General features: G+C 64.6%; 13 protein-coding genes. 10 read left to right on the top strand and 3 right to left on the bottom strand.

Annotated elements, in window-relative coordinates; genetic code table 11:
* Positions 1–4 precede the first annotated feature (4 nt).
* From hflK to OKW39_RS20105, 7 genes are all read left to right on the top strand, one after another.
* The gene (hflK, locus tag OKW39_RS20075; RefSeq protein ID WP_090800723.1) at positions 5–1,408 is read left to right on the top strand and encodes an FtsH protease activity modulator HflK; all 1,404 of its coding nucleotides are present in this window, start codon (positions 5–7) and stop codon (positions 1,406–1,408) included.
* 15 nt (positions 1,409–1,423) lie between these two features.
* Positions 1,424–2,329 (top strand): protease modulator HflC, encoded by a 906-nt coding sequence (gene hflC / locus OKW39_RS20080; protein ID WP_090800721.1) that lies wholly within the window; start codon positions 1,424–1,426, stop codon positions 2,327–2,329.
* 43 nt (positions 2,330–2,372) lie between these two features.
* Positions 2,373–2,564 carry a DUF2065 domain-containing protein gene (locus tag OKW39_RS20085; protein WP_090800720.1) on the top strand — a complete coding sequence of 64 codons (192 nt, stop codon included), beginning with the start codon at positions 2,373–2,375 and terminating at the stop codon, positions 2,562–2,564.
* A gap of 217 nt (positions 2,565–2,781) precedes the next feature.
* The gene (locus OKW39_RS20090) at positions 2,782–3,933 is read left to right on the top strand and encodes an ATP phosphoribosyltransferase regulatory subunit (RefSeq protein ID WP_429563349.1); all 1,152 of its coding nucleotides are present in this window, start codon (positions 2,782–2,784) and stop codon (positions 3,931–3,933) included.
* Positions 3,934–4,154: 221 nt separating this feature from the next.
* Positions 4,155–5,501 carry an adenylosuccinate synthase gene (locus tag OKW39_RS20095; RefSeq protein ID WP_429334805.1) on the top strand — a complete coding sequence of 449 codons (1,347 nt, stop codon included), beginning with the start codon at positions 4,155–4,157 and terminating at the stop codon, positions 5,499–5,501.
* Positions 5,502–5,519: 18 nt separating this feature from the next.
* Positions 5,520–6,092: a phosphoribosyltransferase gene (locus tag OKW39_RS20100; protein ID WP_167368598.1), complete on the top strand. Its 573-nt coding sequence runs from the start codon at positions 5,520–5,522 to the stop codon at positions 6,090–6,092.
* 262 nt (positions 6,093–6,354) lie between these two features.
* Entirely contained in the window at positions 6,355–8,241 is a 1,887-nt protein-coding gene (locus tag OKW39_RS20105; RefSeq protein WP_429363683.1) for a potassium transporter Kup, read from the top strand.
* Positions 8,242–8,390: 149 nt separating this feature from the next.
* On the opposite strand, the gene OKW39_RS20110 is transcribed toward OKW39_RS20105, so the two are convergent.
* Positions 8,391–10,745: a Tex family protein gene (locus tag OKW39_RS20110; RefSeq protein ID WP_429563350.1), complete on the bottom strand. Its 2,355-nt coding sequence runs from the start codon at positions 10,743–10,745 to the stop codon at positions 8,391–8,393.
* A gap of 317 nt (positions 10,746–11,062) precedes the next feature.
* On the opposite strand from OKW39_RS20110, the gene OKW39_RS20115 reads away from it, so the two are divergent.
* The 3 genes from OKW39_RS20115 to OKW39_RS20125 all read left to right on the top strand — a co-directional run bounded on the left by OKW39_RS20115 (position 11,063) and on the right by OKW39_RS20125 (position 14,705).
* Positions 11,063–12,010 (top strand): hypothetical protein, encoded by a 948-nt coding sequence (locus OKW39_RS20115; protein WP_429563351.1) that lies wholly within the window; start codon positions 11,063–11,065, stop codon positions 12,008–12,010.
* A 148-nt stretch (positions 12,011–12,158) separates the two neighbouring features.
* On the top strand, positions 12,159–12,377 hold the full coding sequence (locus OKW39_RS20120) for a DUF465 domain-containing protein (RefSeq protein WP_013089766.1): 219 nt from the start codon (positions 12,159–12,161) through the stop codon (positions 12,375–12,377).
* 63 nt (positions 12,378–12,440) lie between these two features.
* Complete coding sequence (locus OKW39_RS20125; RefSeq protein WP_090800711.1) at positions 12,441–14,705, top strand: ATP-dependent DNA helicase; 2,265 nt, start codon at positions 12,441–12,443, stop codon at positions 14,703–14,705.
* A gap of 189 nt (positions 14,706–14,894) precedes the next feature.
* On the opposite strand, the gene OKW39_RS20130 is transcribed toward OKW39_RS20125, so the two are convergent.
* Together OKW39_RS20130 and OKW39_RS20135 are read right to left on the bottom strand one after the other, a co-directional pair.
* Positions 14,895–15,146, bottom strand: a complete 252-nt coding sequence (locus tag OKW39_RS20130; protein WP_167368596.1) for a hypothetical protein — start codon at positions 15,144–15,146, stop codon at positions 14,895–14,897.
* 232 nt (positions 15,147–15,378) lie between these two features.
* A complete protein-coding gene (locus tag OKW39_RS20135; protein WP_090800710.1) occupies positions 15,379–16,632 on the bottom strand; it encodes a cupin domain-containing protein in 1,254 nt (417 codons plus the stop codon).
* Positions 16,633–16,661: the final 29 nt, after the last annotated feature.

Here is a 16,661-nt window from a genome sequence, read left to right on the forward strand (position 1 = left end):
ACAGGTGAACGATTACAACGAGCGGAGTATCTGGCTGCGTATGCGCGCCTTGCTTTCACTGAACGATCCGCGTTGGGGCCGGGGCGACGGCAACGGCGACCGGCAACGGCCGAACGATCCGAAGCGACCGGCACGCGACGGTGAAGGTCCGCCCGACCTCGACGAAATGTGGCGCGAATTCAATCGCCGTCTGTCCCGGATTTTCGGGCGCAGGGGCGGCGGTGTCGGCGGTGGCCGTCCTGACAACGGCCGTGGCGCGCGCATCGGCGTCGGCATCGTGATCGGCGTGCTGATCGCGATCTATCTCGGCAGCGGTGTGTTCGTCGTGCAGGATGGCCAGGCGGCCGTCGTGCTGCAGTTCGGCAAGTATCGCTATACCGCGGAGCCGGGCGTGCACTGGCGTCTGCCGTTTCCGTTCGAGTCCCACGAGTTCGTCAATGTCGGGCAGATCCGCCAGGTCGAGATCGGCCGTAGCAATGTGGTGCGTCTCGCGAACGTGAAGGACGCATCAATGCTCACGCACGACGGCGACATCGTCGACGTGCGCTTCGCCGTGCAGTACCAGGTGCGCAAGCCCAACGACTTTCTGTTTCGCAGCGTCGATCCCGATCAGAGCGTGATGCATGCCGCGCAGGCGGCGGTGCGCGGCATCGTCGGCGCGCAGAGCACTAGCGATATCCTCGATCAGGATCACGAAACTTTGCGCCAGCAGCTGATCGCGGCGATCCAGCAATCGCTCGATCAGGACCAGTCCGGTCTGGCAGTCACGGGCGTGACGATCCAGAGCGTGCAGGTGCCCGAGCAGGTGCAACCCGCGTTCGCCGACGCTGCGAAGGTACACGACGAAAACGAACGCGCGAAACGCGATGCGCAGGCTTATGCGGCCGATCTTCTGCCGCGCGCGCAGGCCGACGTCGATCGTCAGGTCCAGGAAGCCAAAACCTATAGCCAGACCACGGTCGCGCAGGCGCAGGCCGAGGCCGAGCGCTTCAACCAGGTCTACGCCCAATACGCGAAGGCGCCGGCCGTCGTGCGCTTCCGCCTGTACATGGAAACCATGCAGCAGATTTACGCGAACGCGACCAAGGTGTTCGTCGACGCGAAGAACGGCAACAACGTGCTGTATCTGCCGCTCGACAGGCTCGTCGAGCAGAATCGCGAACGCCAGGCCGCGGCGGCGGGCGCCGCCGCTTCGGGTCCTGCTGTCGCGGGCGCGCCGCAAGCGGCGAGTGCGGCCGCGCCGTCGGCCGCGTCGGCCGCTGAGACCGGTGCCGCGGCAGGCTCCGCCGCCGATGGCGCATCCGCACCCGCCGCTTCCGCGCCTGCGCCAGCGAGCCGGCCGAGCGCCGCGTCGCTGCGCTCGCGCGAAGCGTTCCGCAATCGCATGCGCGAAGACGACGTTCAATAAGGAGCGCACAAGAATATGAACCGAATCATTGCGCTCGTCGTCGCGCTCGTCATCGTGCTGTTCGCGGCATCGTCGATGGTGTTCGTCGTCGATCAACGGCATATGGCTGTGTTGTCCGGGCGCGGCGACGCGACGCCCACGCTGCTCGGCCCGGGGCTGCACGTGAAGCTGCCGCCGCCGCTGCAAACGGTCGCGTTCGTCGACAATCGCATCCAGTCGCTCGACGCACCCGACGAAGATCATTACGTCACGTCCGACAAAACCGATCTGCTGGTCAACCCGGTGATCAAGTTCCGCGTGACCGATCCGCTGAAGCTGATCGCCGAAACGAAGGGTGATCCGCAGAGTCTGCCCGACCGGCTCGCGCTGCTGTCGCGCGGCGCGCTCGGCGACGCGTTCGGCAAGTTCACGCTGTCCGACGCGCTCGCCAAACAACCGGCGATCGCCGAACAGGCCCGCGGTGCGATGGACAAGGGCGCGGCATCGCTCGGCGTATCGGTCGTGGATGTGCAACTCACGCGCGTCGATTTCCCGGCAGCGGTGGCCGACTCGGTATTCAAGCGCATGATCGCCGCGCGCAAGCAGGTCGCGGTGGACGAGCGAGCGAAGGGCGCCGCCGAAGCGAACCAGATCCGCGCGGACGCGCTCGCGAAGCAGCAGGCGGTGCTCGCCGACGGCCTCGCGCAGGCGCAGGGCATTCGCGGCGAAGGCGATGCAAAGGCCGCGGAGATCGCTGCCGAAGCGTTCGGCAAGGATCCGCAGTTCTACCAGTTTTATCAAAGCATGCAGGCGTACCGGAAGACCTTCAAGCCGGGCGACCTGATCGTGGTCGACTCCAGTAGCGAGTTCTTCCGCTTCATGCGTAGCCCGACCGGCGGCGTCGCCCCGGACGCTTCCGCGCCTGCTGCGCGCAAACGCTGATTACCGAAGGCCGCGGCATCCGCATCGCGGCCGCTTCACTCGCATGGACATAGCTGGTTCGTTATTGCTCGCGATCGCGCTGATGCTGATTATCGAGGGGATGTTTCCGTTCGTTTTTCCAACCGCCTGGCGCGACACGTTCCGTAAAATAGCGGAACGACCGCCGCATCAGATTCGTGTCGGAGGGCTCATCGTGATGTTGCTCGGGCTGGTTCTACTGTTCATCGCGACCTGAAGCCGGCTTGCTTGTCTGACGAACGCCGCGTGTTGCGGCGTGTTTTGCCGGCCCGAGCAAAACGCGTACTGACCGGCCACGCCGCCGCGCGTCGCGCGCGTGCCGCAAAGCGCCGCCCGGGCGTCTGTGTCAGCCGCCAGAATCAAGCCGCTCTACGTCATTCACACTCATCATCGGCGCTGCAAGACGCCGTGTTCAACGCCGTAGGACTGTATCGATGTCGACCTGGTTGCTTCCTGAGAATATCGCCGACGTGCTGCCGTCGGAGGCCCGCAAGATCGAAGAATTGCGGCGTCATTTGCTGGACCGTTTCCGCTCGTACGGCTACGAGATGGTGATGCCGCCGCTGCTCGAATACATCGAGTCGCTGCTGACGGGCGGTGGGCACGATCTAAATCTGCGCACCTTCAAGCTCGTCGATCAGCTGTCGGGCCGCACGCTCGGTCTGCGCGCCGACATCACGCCGCAGGTCGCGCGCATCGACGCGCATCTGCTGAACCGCCAAGGCGTCACGCGTCTTTGCTATGCGGGCAACGTCGCGCATACGCGCCCGCGCGGCCTGCATGCGACGCGTGAGCAGATCCAGATCGGGGCGGAAATCTACGGCCACGCGGGGCTCGAAGCGGACCTCGAAATCCAGCAGCTGATGCTCGACGCGCTGCGTCTCGCCGGCCTCGCGAAGGTGCGTCTGGACCTGTGTCACGCGGGCGTGCTGGCCGCGCTGATCGAAGCCGAGCCGGCCGCCGAGGAACTGGGCCCGGCGCTCTACGACGCGCTGGCCGGCAAGGACGTGCCGCGTCTGGTCGAGATGACCGCGCAATTCTCGCCGGTGATTCGCGATGCGCTGCGCGCGCTGACGACGCTGTACGGCGACGCGTCGGTGCTCGAAGAGGCCCGCGCGCGTCTGCCGAATTCACCGGCGATCGCCCGCGCGCTCGACGACCTCGCGTTCCTCGCGAGCCAGGTCGACGGCGCCGAAGTGATGATCGACCTCGCCGATCTGCGCGGCTACGCGTACCACAGCGGCGTGATGTTCTCCGCTTACGTGGACGGCGTGCCGAACGCGGTCGCGCGCGGCGGCCGTTACGACCACGTCGGTCAGGCCTATGGCCGCGCTCGCGCGGCAACCGGCTTTTCGCTGGATCTGCGCGAAGTCGCGCGGATCTCGCCGGTCGAAGCGCGCAGCAGCGCGATCCTTGCGCCGTGGCGGCACGACGAAGCGTTGCGCGTGGCGGTCGCGGCATTGCGCGATGGCGGTGAAGTGGTAATCCAGGCGCTGCCTGGCCACAAGCACGATCTCGATGAATTCGCGTTCGACCGGGTGCTGGTCGAGCGCAATGGCGCATGGGTGGTTGAACCGCGCGCTTGAGCCGCGCGTTCCGATCTACGCTGCCGGGGACCCGTCCCCCGACGCTCGCCCGAGGGCGGCGCGACCACCGCCCGAATCGCGCGCGGTCGAGCGACTCTGCGCGGCCGCGCATCCCTCCCAATACTCAACATAACGTGCATACCGTTGAGCGGAAACGGAAAAATTCCGGAAGCTTCCGCGAACCTAGGTAAAATACGTTTTTAACCAGCTTACGAAACAACATGTCTGCCAGCGCAGTGAATGTGAACCCCGGGCGCAACGTCGTCGTCGTGGGTACCCAATGGGGTGATGAGGGCAAGGGCAAGATCGTCGACTGGCTGACGGACCACGCTCAGGGCGTCGTTCGCTTCCAGGGCGGTCACAATGCCGGTCACACGCTTATCATCGGCGGCAAGAAAACCATCTTGCGTCTGATTCCGTCGGGCATCATGCATCCCGGCGTCGCGTGCTACATCGGCAATGGCGTCGTGTTGTCGCCGGAAGCGCTGTTCAAGGAAATCGGCGAACTCGAAGCCGCCGGCATCGACGTCCAGAAGCGCCTGTTCATTTCCGAAGCCACCACGCTGATCCTGCCGTACCACGTCGCGATCGACCAGGGCCGCGAAGCGCGCCGCGGCGCGAGCAAGATCGGCACGACCGGCCGCGGCATCGGCCCGGCCTACGAAGACAAGGTCGCGCGCCGCGGCCTGCGCGTGCAGGACCTGTTCGACGCACCAGCCTTCGCCGAGCGTCTGCGCGAAAACCTCGACTATCACAACTTCGTGCTCACACAGTACCTCGGCGCTGCCGCGGTCGACTTCCAGCAAACGCTCGACACGATGCTGAGCTACGCCGACCGACTGAAGCCGATGGTCACCGACGTGTCGCGCCGTCTCTACGACGTCAACGCGAACGGCGGCAATCTGCTGTTCGAAGGCGCGCAGGGCACGCTGCTCGACATCGACCATGGCACCTATCCGTTCGTCACCTCGAGCAACTGCGTCGCGGGTGCCGCGACGGCGGGCGCGGGCGTCGGTCCGCAGAAGCTCAACTACATCGTCGGCATCACGAAGGCGTACTGCACGCGTGTCGGTTCGGGCCCGTTCCCGAGCGAACTGTACGATGCGGACAATGCCTCGCGCCAGGACCCGATCGGCCTCGAACTCGCCACCGTCGGCAAGGAATTCGGCTCGGTCACCGGCCGTCCGCGCCGCACCGGCTGGCTCGACGTCTCCGCGCTGCGTCGCTCGATCCAGATCAACGGCGTGACGGGCCTGTGCATGACCAAGCTCGACGTGCTCGACGGTCTCGACGAAGTGAAGCTGTGCGTCGGCTACACGATCGACGGCCACAACGTCGATCTGCTGCCGCGCGGCGCGACGGAAGTCGCGCGCTGCGTACCGGTCTACGAAACCTTTGCGGGATGGAAGGAAAGCACGGTCGGCATCAAGGAGTGGGACAAGCTGCCCGCCAACGCGCGTGCGTACCTGACGCGCGTGCAGGAAGTCGCGGGCATTCCGATCGACATGGTCTCCACCGGTCCGGACCGCGACGAAACGATTCTGCTGCGTCATCCGTTCAAGGTCTAAGCGATGCAAGGTGTACCCATGATCGCGATGAAAGATCCGCGCAACGACGACAAGAACCTGTGGGTCGGCTGGGACGAATATCACCGGCTGATCGAGATGCTCGCACTTGCCGTGCACGAATCGGGCTGGAAGTTCGACAAGATCCTGTGCCTCGCGCGCGGCGGTCTGCGCGTCGGCGACCAGCTGTCGCGCATCTACGATCTGCCGTTGGCGATTCTGGCAACGAGCTCTTATCGCGAGGCAGCGGGCACGCAGCAGGGCGAACTCGACATCGCGCAATACATCACGATGACGCGCGGCGAACTGCACGGTAACGTGCTGCTCGTCGACGACCTCGTCGATTCGGGCGTCACGCTCGCGCGCGTGCAGCAGCATCTGAAGGAACGCTATCCGGCCATCACCGCGGTGCGCTCGGCCGTGCTGTGGTACAAGGGCTGCTCGAAGGTGAAGCCCGATTACCACGTGCAGTATCTGCCGACCAACCCGTGGATTCATCAGCCGTTCGAGGAGTGGGACACGGTGCGTCCGCACAACCTCGGCGCGTGGATCAAGCGCGGCATCGCCCAGGCCGATGAGGCGTCGGGCAATTGACGCGAAGCCGCGCGCCTCACGCTTTGTCGCATCGGATCTCGTGCGGCATCGCGGTGTCACAAAACGGAGCCCAGTCGGGCTCCGTTTTTTTATGCGTCACGCGCGGCGCCAGGACGTCCGCACCGCGACAGGCGCGTCCATATCGCAGTGCTACACTGCGCGGACATCCACGTGGCGTATCCACAACAAGCCGGGCGGTACCGGATGGGCAGTTTAAAATAGCGGTCGTTTTTTCCGCCCCGGAACGGATTTCCTCGCGTCCATGACAGATAACAATCACGTACACAAACAGCCACTGCCTTCCCTTGCGATTGCCGCGATCGGAGTGGTGTTCGGCGACATCGGTACGAGCCCGTTGTACGCGCTGAAGGAAGCCTTCAGTCCGTCGCACGGCATCCCGTTGACCGATCAGTCGATCCTTGGCGTTATTTCGCTGCTGTTCTGGGCAATCGTGATCGTGGTCGGCGTCAAGTACGTGCTGTTCGTGATGCGCGCCGACAACAACGGCGAGGGCGGCGTCCTCGCGCTGATGGCGCTGGCGATGCGCTCGGTCGATCAGAAATCGAAAATGGCCGGCCTTCTGATGATGCTCGGCATCTTCGGCGCCTGCATGTTTTACGGCGACGCGGTGATCACGCCGGCAATCTCGGTGATCTCGGCGGTCGAAGGTCTCCAGATCGCCGCGCCGCATCTGTCGCATCTGGTGATTCCGCTGACCGTCGTGATCCTGATCGTGCTGTTCTGGATCCAGCGGCACGGCACGGCCACGGTCGGCCGTCTGTTCGGGCCGATCATGACGCTTTGGTTCCTCGTGCTCGCCGTGCTCGGCCTGTGGCACATCATGCAGTCGCCGAATGTGATCCAGGCGCTCAATCCCTACTACGCGTACACGTTCATGGCCGCGCACGTGCTGCAGGCCTACGTGGTGCTCGGCTCGGTCGTGCTGGTGCTGACCGGCGCGGAGGCGCTGTACGCGGACATGGGCCACTTCGGCGCGCAGCCGATCCGCATGGCGTGGTACGTGCTCGTGATGCCTTCGCTCGTGCTGAACTACTTCGGCCAGGGCGCGCTGCTGATGCACGACCCAAAGGCGATCGAAAATCCGTTCTTCCTGCTCGCGCCGGACTGGGCGTTGTTGCCGCTCGTCGTGCTGTCGACGGTCGCGACGGTGATCGCGTCGCAGGCGGTGATTTCGGGCGCGTACTCGCTGACGAGCCAGGCGATCCAGCTCGGCTACGTGCCGCGCATGAAGGTCCTGCACACGTCCGAACTCGCGATCGGGCAGATCTATGTGCCGGTCGTGAACTGGATGCTGCTGTTCATCATCCTGTGCATCGTGATCGCGTTCAAGAGCTCGGACAATCTGGCGGCCGCGTACGGTATCGCGGTGACGGCAACGATGGTGATCACGACGATCCTTGCCTGCGTCGTGATGGTGAAGGTGTGGAACTGGAACAAACTGCTGGTTGGGCTCATCATCGGCGTGTTCATGGTGGTCGACCTGGGCTTCTTCGGCGCGAACCTGCTGAAGGTCGAAGAGGGCGGCTGGTTGCCGCTGTGTATCGGCGGCCTGCTGTTCTTCCTGCTGATGACGTGGTTCAAGGGCAGGATGATCGTGAAGGAACGCACGGCCGCCGACGGTATTCCGCTGATGCCGTTCCTGCAAGGCCTGCTCGCGCATCCGCCGCATCGCGTGTCGGGCACCGCGATCTATCTGACCGGCAGCGATTCGCTGGTGCCGGTGAGCCTGCTGCACAATCTGAAACACAACAAGGTGCTGCACGAGCGCACGATCTTTCTGACTTTCGTCACGCGCGACATTCCGTACGTGAAGGACGCCGATCGCGTGACCGTGAAGGACATGAACGGTGGCCTGTGGCTGGTGAAGGCAGCCTACGGCTTTAACGAAACGCCCGACGTGAAGGCGGTGCTGCTCGACGTCGGCCGCACGCACGACATGAGCTTCGAATTGATGGATACGTCATTCTTCCTCGCGCGCGAAACGGTGGTGCCGACGCAATTGCCGGGCATGTCGGTATGGCGCGAGCGTGTGTTCGCGTGGATGCATCAGAACGCCGCGAAGCCGACCGACTTCTTCAGCATCCCGGCTAACCGGGTCGTGGAACTGGGAACGAAGATCGAGATTTGACGGCTCGCGCGTGACGTGCGGGAGCGCAAACAAAAAGCCCACGCAATGCGTGGGCTTTTTGTTCATGCGCGCGTGCAAGCGGTTGAGCGCGCGACGCAGTCATGTCACGGACCGGAGCGCGTGCGACGACGTGCTCCGGTCCGTGACGCTCACTTCTGCTTGAGCTTCGCAAACGCAGCCGCCATCGCGCCGCCCGGCTCCGGTTCGCGCGAGCGTTGCGGCGCACCGCGTCCCGTTCCGCCGCGATTGAAGCTGCCGCCCGAGCCACCGCGATCCTGCTGCGCACCGCCGCCGCTGCGCGCGGCCGCTGCACCGGGTTCGTCGTCGAGACGCATCGTCAGTGCGATACGCTGGCGCTTCACGTCGACTTCGAGCACCTTGACCTTGACGATCTGACCGGCTTTCACGACCTCATGCGGGTCCTTCACGAACTTCGTCGACATCGCCGACACGTGCACGAGGCCATCCTGATGCACACCGACGTCGATGAACGCGCCGAACGCCGCGACGTTCGTCACGACGCCTTCGAGCACCATGCCCGGGATCAGATCGCTGACCTTCTCGACACCTTCGCGGAACGTCGCGGTCTTGAACTCGGGACGCGGATCGCGGCCCGGCTTCTCGAGTTCGACCAGGATGTCGCGCACGGTTGGAAGACCGAAACGCTCGTCGACGAATTCGGTGGGTGACAGTCCGCGCAACGCGTCGCGATTGCCGAGCACTTCGCCGACCTGCTTACTGATCTTCGCGAGGATGCGCTGGACGACCGGATACGCTTCCGGGTGCACCGACGAACGGTCGAGCGGATTCTCGCCGTTATTGATGCGCAGGAAGCCGGCAGCCTGCTCGAAGGTCTTGTCGCCGAGACGCGGCACCTTGCGTAGATGCTCGCGCGACGGGAACGGCCCGTTCGCATCGCGATAGTCGACGATGTTGCGCGCGAGCGTTGCGTTTAAACCCGACACCCGCGCGAGCAGCGCGACCGACGCGGTGTTCGCATCGACGCCGACCGCATTCACGCAGTCTTCGACGACCGCGTCGAGCGAGCGCGCGAGTTCGCGCTGGTTCACGTCGTGCTGATACTGGCCGACGCCGATCGCCTTCGGCTCGATCTTCACGAGCTCGGCGAGCGGGTCCTGCAGACGTCGCGCAATCGACACGGCGCCGCGCAGCGACACGTCCATGGCGGGGAATTCCTTCGCGGCAAGCTCGGACGCCGAGTACACCGACGCGCCGGCTTCGGACACGACGATCTTCTGCAGCTTCAGCTCCGGATGACGCGCGATCAGCTCGCTCGCGAGCTTGTCCGTCTCACGCGACGCGGTGCCGTTGCCGATGCTGATCAGCTCGGCCTGCGTTTGCGCGGCGATTCGCGCGAGCTTCGCGAGCGAGCCGTCCCAGTCGCGGCGCGGCTCGTGCGGGTAGATCGTGTCGGTCGCGAGCACCTTGCCGGTGCGGTCGACCACCGCCACCTTCACGCCGGTGCGCAAGCCCGGATCCAGGCCGATCACGGCCTTCGGACCAGCCGGCGCCGCGAGCAGCAGGTCCTTCAGATTGCGCGCGAACACGCGGATCGCTTCGTGTTCGGCTTCGTCGCGCAGATTGGTCAGCAGTTCGTTTTCGAGGTGCGGCTGCACCTTCACGCGCCAGCACCAGCGGCACACGTCGGAGAGCCACTTGTCGGCGGGGCGGTTCTGATTGGCGATGCCGAAGTGCCGCGCGATCAGCGCTTCGCCCGGGTGCGGCACCTGCGCGTCGAGCTCTTCGCCGAGGCCGAGCTTGATCATCAGCACGCCGGCATTGCGGCCGCGGAACAGTGCGAGCGCGCGATGCGACGGCACCGTGCGGATCGTTTCGGCGTAGTCGTAGTAGTCGCGGAATTTCTCCTCTTCCGCGGTTTCCTTGCCTTCCACGACCTTCGACGACACCACGCCCTGGTTGAACAGATAGTCGCGCAGCTTGCCGAGCAGTTCGGCGGTCTCGCCGAATTGTTCGGAGAGGATGTCGCGCGCGCCGTCGAGCGCGGCCTTCACATCGGCGACGCCTTTGTCCGCGTCCACGTACGCCGCGGCTTCGGCTTGCGGATCGAGCAGCGGATTGCCGAGCAGCGCGTCGGCGAGCGGCTGCAAGCCGGCTTCGCGCGCGATCTGCGCGCGCGTGCGGCGCTTCGGTTTGTATGGCAGATAGAGGTCTTCGAGCACCTGTTTGCTGTCGGCGCCTTCGATCGCGCCGCGCAGCTCGTCGGTGAGCTTGCCCTGTTCGTCGATGCTCGCGATGATCGCCGCGCGCCGGTCTTCCAGCTCGCGCAAATAGACTAGGCGTTCCTCGAGATTGCGCAGTTGCGTGTCGTCGAGATTGTCGGTCACTTCCTTGCGATAACGGGCAATGAACGGAACGGTCGCGCCTTCGTCGAGAAGTTCCACCGCGGCCGCGACCTGGCGCGGCTGGACGGACAGTTCGGTGGCGATGCGCTGGACGATCTTGAGTGCTACGGTTTCCGTCATAAGGTCTTGGTGTTCCTGCGGACTCAGTGATGGGCCGCGCGCGGGCGGCAAATCGGGACAGGCCGGGCATGTGCCGCGACCAAGTCTAGAGCGGGGCATTTTGCCATAAATGCCAAAGGGCTCAACCGTGGGGTGTTAGAATTTCGGGCATGTTCCGTTGACCCTCTACGACGTTGCCAATCTCCTTGTCCCTCAACCGCCTGGTCTCTTCGCTGGCGTCAGGTTCACTGCCGGGTTCACTGCCGGGTTCGTCTCAATTGCCGCTGGTTTCTTTGCGCTCGTTCGGTCGGTCGGCTTTAACGGCTGCCGCGTCGTGCGTGATCGCCGCAGCGCTCGTCGTGCCGGTGTCGGCCGCGGCGCAAAGCGCGACGCCCGCGCAAGGTACGGCGCCCGTCGCGGGCTCGGGCCCGCAAGCCGCCGCAACCGCCGACGGCCCTCAAAGCGCAAGTGACGTAGCCGTGCTGGACAAGTCGTTCGACGAGCGGCAACAGGTGCTCAATCAGCGCACCGACGACAACAACTATCAATTCGCTGTCGCGCAACATAACTGCTACAGCCGCTTCTTCGTCAATCACTGTCTGAACCGCGCGCGCGACGCGATGCGCAGCGTGCAGGCGGACATCCGCAAGGAACAGCTCGCGCTCGACGCCGAGCAGCGTGCGCAGCGCGCCCGTGAACGCGACGAACGCACCGCGTTGCGGCGCGCGCAAAACGAGGCGGAAGCGCCGCAACGTGCCGCCGAAGACGCGCGCAACGAGCAGGCGTATCAGGAAAAGCAGCGTCAGCACGCGCTCGATCAGGCGCAGCACGACGCCGAGGCGCCGCAGCGCGAAGCCAATGCGCAGGCCTACGCGGAGAAGCAACGTCAGCACGCGCTCGATCAGGCGCAGCGCAACGCCGCGGCACCGCAGCACGAAGCCAACGCGCAGGCCTACGAGGAGAAGCAGCGCCAGCACGCGCTCGATCAGGCGCAGCGTGGTGTCACGCCTGCGCAGGCGGCGGCCAATCAGAAGGCCTACGACCAGAAGCAGAGCGACTACCAGCGCAAGCTCGAGGAAGCGCGTCGGCAGGGTGCGGAAAAGGCCGCGGAGCGCCAGCAGAAACAGGAGACTTTCGAGCGGAAGCAGGCCGAGGCCGCGCAGCACAAGCTCGATGTCGAAGCACGTCAAAAGCAGGCCGCCGAGAAGGCCGAGCAGAAGCGTCAGGACGAGCTGAAGCAGCAACAGCTCGAAGAGCAGCAAAAGCAGCAACAAGAGAAACAGTAAGCGTGCTGTAGTGGCTGTATCGTAGAGTAAGCCGTGGCGGTCGTGGCCAGGGCCGCCGTAGTCGCCGTAATGCGTTTTGAGGCGGACAGCAACCTCAGGCATCGGACCGCGCGCACGCGGTTCGTGCCGCCGACCAGAGGAGGCGAGCATGCGCGATCGTCATCACGTCATCGACGCAAACACACTTCGCGACCGCATTCTGCAACTGGAATCGGAGCATAGTGGACTCGACCGGTTGATCGACCGGATGTCGGATGAACCCGGCATCGACGACTTCGAGTTACAGCGCCTGAAAAAGCGCAAACTTAAAGTCAAGGACACCATCATCTTGCTGCAATTGCAGCTCGAACCGGACGCGCGCGCCTGAGTTCGCGGCCTGGCAGGCGCCGGGCGCGCAGCGCGCGAGCCGGACTTAGCAGGAACGCTTGCCTTGAATTCATCGCATGACACTTCATCCCGGGCCGCGCCGGACAACGCATCTGCTTCGGGTACGCCTGCGCCGCGCGCGGCAGCACCGGCGCCAGGTGTGTCGCTGAATCGGCGCCGCGCGAGCGAGCTCGACGACATCTTCGCCGACAACGGTCTGCTCGCACGGCAGATCGACGGTTATCGGCCGCGTGCGTCGCAGATCGAGATGGCGCGCGCGGTTGCCGCGGCGATGGAGGCGTCGGGCCGCGCGATGCCCGAGCCCGCGATGTTCGAGACGCAGAAGCGCCCGGCGCGGCGCCTGCAGCAGACCGGCGCTGAAGCCGTCTCTGAGTCGACCGGGAGCAACGCACAAGCCGATGGCGTCGACGGTGGTGAGAATACGCTGATCGTAGAGGCGGGTACCGGCACCGGCAAGACCTATGCGTACCTCGTGCCGGCCATGCTGTGGGGCGGCAAGGTGATCGTCTCGACCGGCACCAAGCATCTGCAGGATCAGCTGTTCCAGCGCGACATTCCGACCGTGCGCGACGCGCTCGCGGTGCCGGTGTCGGTCGCGATGCTGAAGGGCCGCGCGAACTACCTGTGCCATTACTACCTGCAACGCACCGCGGACAACGGCCGTCTGCCGTCGCGCCAGGAGACCTCGTATCTGCAGGACATCGTGCGCTTCGCGAAGATCACGCGCACCGGCGACAAGGCCGAACTCGCGAGCGTGCCGGAAACGGCGCAGGTGTGGTCGATGGTCACGTCGACGCGCGACAACTGTCTCGGCCAGGAGTGTCCCCACTACAAGGACTGCTTCGTGATGCAGGCGCGCCGCGAAGCGCAGCAGGCCGATATCGTGGTGGTCAACCACCATCTGTTTTTCGCCGACATCATGCTGCGCGATACCGGCATGGCGGAGCTGCTGCCGACTGCGAATACGGTCATCTTCGACGAAGCGCACCAGCTGCCCGAAACCGCGACGCTGTTTTTCGGCGAGACGCTATCGACCGCGCAGTTTCTCGAACTCGCACGCGATTCGGTCGCCGAGGGCCTCGGTCACGCACGCGATGCGGTCGATTGGGTCAAGCTCGGCGCGACGCTCGAGCGCGCCGCGCGCGACGTGCGGCTCGCGTTCAAGGAAGACTCGGTGCGTCTGTCGATCGGCCAGCTGCCCGACGATCACCCGCTGTTCGCCGCGCTCGAGACGCTCGAGGCCGAGCTCGACGCGTTGGCCTCGGCATTGGCGGGCCAGGCCGAGCGAGCCGAATCGCTCGGCGCGTGTTTGCGTCGCGCGCGCGAGTTGCAGGACGTGCTGAGCGGCTGGACCACGCCACCCACGAGTGCAGAACGCGACGCGGTTGCGACCCGCGAGGGTGACGCCGGCGCGGAGCGCGCCGATCCGAATGAAAAGGTGCGCTGGATCGAGGTGTTCTCGCATACGGTGCAGCTGCACGAAACGCCGTTGTCGGTCGCGCCGATTTTCGCGAAGCAGCGCGCCGGCGTACCGCGCGCGTGGATCTTCACATCGGCGACGCTGTCGGTGCGCGGCGACTTCACGCACTATGCGGCACAGATGGGCTTGAACTCGAAGCGCTCGATGACATTGCCGAGCCCATTCGACTATCCATCGCAAGGGCTTCTGTACGTACCGCGCAATCTGCCACAGCCGTCATCGCCGATGTTCACCGACGCCGTGTTCGATGCCGCATTGCCCGCGATCGAAGCCTCGGGCGGCGGCGTCTTCATGCTGTGCACGACGCTGCGCGCGGTGGATCGTATCTCGGCGAAGCTGCGCGACGCGATCGAGTCGCGCGGCTGGGACTATCCGCTGCTCGTGCAGGGCGATGCGAGCCGCACCGAACTGCTCGACCGCTTTCGCGCCTACGGCAATGCGATCCTGGTCGGCAGTCAGAGCTTCTGGGAAGGGGTGGACGTGCGCGGCGACGCGCTGTCGCTGGTCGTGATCGACAAGCTGCCGTTTGCGCCGCCGGACGATCCCGTGCTGGCCGCGCGGCTCGACGCACTGACGAAGAAGGGCTTGAGCCCGTTCGCCGTGCATCAGCTGCCGCAGGCCGTCATCACGCTGAAGCAGGGCGCCGGCCGGCTGATTCGCGCGGAGACCGATCGTGGCGTGCTGATGATCTGCGATACACGTCTCGTCGATAAACCTTATGGCCGCCGCATCTGGCAGAGTCTGCCGCCGTTCAAGCGCACCCGCGAGATCGACGTGGTGCGTGAGTTCTTTGAGGAGAGCGCTGGGCCAGCGGCGCCGGTTCGATAGGGGATGTGTTCCACACATGCGACGAGCTCCGCAGCGGAAAGCGGCCCTGAATGACAAAACGCCACGGATGTGAATCCGTGGCGTTTTTCTTTGCCCGTTTGCGGCCCGCGCCGTTTCCGGCCAACCTCCAAACGTTTCGTGCGCAGGCGCTGTAGCGGGAGCGCCGCTACAGCGCCGAACCGTTGCGGCTTACTGGCTTGCGCCTGCTGCCGGCGATGCTGCTTCAGCCGGCGATGCTGCCTCGGCCGGCGATGCTGCTTCGGCCGGCGATGCTGCCTCGGCCGGCGATGCTGCAACTGCCGGCGATGCTGCTTCAGCAGGCGATGCTGCCGCCGGTGCGGACGCAGCTTCCGACGGTGCAGCAGCCTGATCGTTGCTCTTGTTGCATGCAGCGAGTGCCACAACTGCCAACAGGGATGCTACGAGGAGGGATTTCTTCATGATCACGTCCTTTTATGGTTTAAAGGTAAGCAACAGCGCAAAATAAAACCGGTAATGTGCTCCAACACCGACCTGGGCCGCTGGTGGAGATGCTCTTTTGACGAGCTGGAATCTTCCCTACGGCTTGGGCGGAAATTATATGCACTTTCGTACTGACAGTCGATAAATGCGGGTCAATACGTTGTCTTTCTCATACAAAATTTCACCGTACGGTAATAACAGGCGGGCAGAGTTACGCAATCTCGCCTACCTGTATCCAGCCCGCACAATACCACTCGTGTAGCAGTGCTGTCACCGATGAATCGTGTGATAGTGTTACAAAGCGTATCGCACTCATGCACCGCAGATTTGCGAGTTCAAACAGCCATTTTTTCGCGCCGGTCCACGATATTTCTTCTCCATTTACGAAGAAAAAACGTCGTTCATACAACAGGTTACTCTTGCGATCGAGCCGTAGACCGGATCTCGACGCCGCGCCGATGAAACGGGCTTCGTTGAGCGGCCGTTGCGGCGGATCGAAGACGACACTCGGCTTGGGTTCGCTGAGGTACGTGCCAAGGAACGACGCAATGTCCTGTTCATTCCATCGCACTTTAGCAAGCATCGCGCCCACCCGTTCGACGAGCGCCGCGGGCAACTCGGCCGGCTGTTCGACCGCGGCCTGCCGTGGGTCGCGATAAAGGGCGCCCGCCTTGCCCGTGGCCTCTCCGCGCTCGGCCAGGTGGTAGAGGAACTGCGCGGTCAGCTCGCTTTCGGAGGGCGCGCGAAAACCGATCGAGCAGGTCATGCATTCGCCCTCGGCGATGCCGTCGTGCGCGATGTGCGGCGGCAGGTACAGCATGTCGCCGGGCTCGAGTACCCACTCCTGTTCGTGCTCGAAGTGCTGTAAAACCTTCAATGGCAAGCCGGGCTGCAGCGTCAGATCTTTCTGCGCGCTAATGCGCCAGCGGCGCTTGCCTTTTACTTGCAAAAGAAACACATCGTAGGAATCGAAGTGCGGGCCGACGCCGCCACTATCGGTCGCATACGAAATCATCAGGTCGTCGAGACGCGCGTCCGGCACGAAACGGAAACGGTCGAGCAACGCGCGCGCGCGGTCGTCGTGCAGATCCACGCCCTGCACGAGCAGTGTCCATGCGCGCTGTTTGACGGACGGCAGTTCGTCGGGCGCGAACGGGCCGTGCTCCAGCTGCCATTTGTTGCGGAAGTGCGTGATCAGGCGCGCTTCGACGTCGTCCCGATCGGCCAGCTCGAACAGCTCGTCGCGCGACAGCGGCGCTTCGATGTCCGGAATCGCCTGACGGATCAGCAGCGGCTTTTTCTGCCAGTAGCGGCGCATGAATTGCGACGGGCTCAGATGGCCGAGAAGTGCGGTCGGAACGTCGGGCGAGGGCGGAAGAGTGGGCCGCGTGGCCGGCTTTGCAGCAGACGGCGAATTGCTTGCCGAACCTGCATCGGCCGGGAGGTGGGTGGGCCGCCTGGGCATCGTATAATGTGAGTTGTATTCTGGAGAGT

It is taken from the genome of Paraburkholderia sp. MM6662-R1 (genome assembly GCF_050436245.1).
Taxonomy (GTDB): Bacteria; Pseudomonadota; Gammaproteobacteria; order Burkholderiales; family Burkholderiaceae; genus Paraburkholderia; species Paraburkholderia tuberum.

What these genes read in the sequence shown, in the direction of transcription:
- OKW39_RS20135 (WP_090800710.1), bottom strand. Translation starts at nt 16,632, where the DNA reads ATGCCCAGGCGGCCCACCCACCTCCCGGCCGATGCAGGTTCGGCAAGC.
- hflC (WP_090800721.1), top strand. Translation starts at nt 1,424, where the DNA reads ATGAACCGAATCATTGCGCTCGTCGTCGCGCTCGTCATCGTGCTGTTC.
- OKW39_RS20095 (WP_429334805.1), top strand. Translation starts at nt 4,155, where the DNA reads ATGTCTGCCAGCGCAGTGAATGTGAACCCCGGGCGCAACGTCGTCGTC.
- OKW39_RS20100 (WP_167368598.1), top strand. Translation starts at nt 5,520, where the DNA reads ATGATCGCGATGAAAGATCCGCGCAACGACGACAAGAACCTGTGGGTC.
- OKW39_RS20105 (WP_429363683.1), top strand. Translation starts at nt 6,355, where the DNA reads ATGACAGATAACAATCACGTACACAAACAGCCACTGCCTTCCCTTGCG.
- OKW39_RS20090 (WP_429563349.1), top strand. Translation starts at nt 2,782, where the DNA reads ATGTCGACCTGGTTGCTTCCTGAGAATATCGCCGACGTGCTGCCGTCG.
- OKW39_RS20130 (WP_167368596.1), bottom strand. Translation starts at nt 15,146, where the DNA reads ATGAAGAAATCCCTCCTCGTAGCATCCCTGTTGGCAGTTGTGGCACTC.
- OKW39_RS20085 (WP_090800720.1), top strand. Translation starts at nt 2,373, where the DNA reads ATGGACATAGCTGGTTCGTTATTGCTCGCGATCGCGCTGATGCTGATT.
- OKW39_RS20110 (WP_429563350.1), bottom strand. Translation starts at nt 10,745, where the DNA reads ATGACGGAAACCGTAGCACTCAAGATCGTCCAGCGCATCGCCACCGAA.
- OKW39_RS20120 (WP_013089766.1), top strand. Translation starts at nt 12,159, where the DNA reads ATGCGCGATCGTCATCACGTCATCGACGCAAACACACTTCGCGACCGC.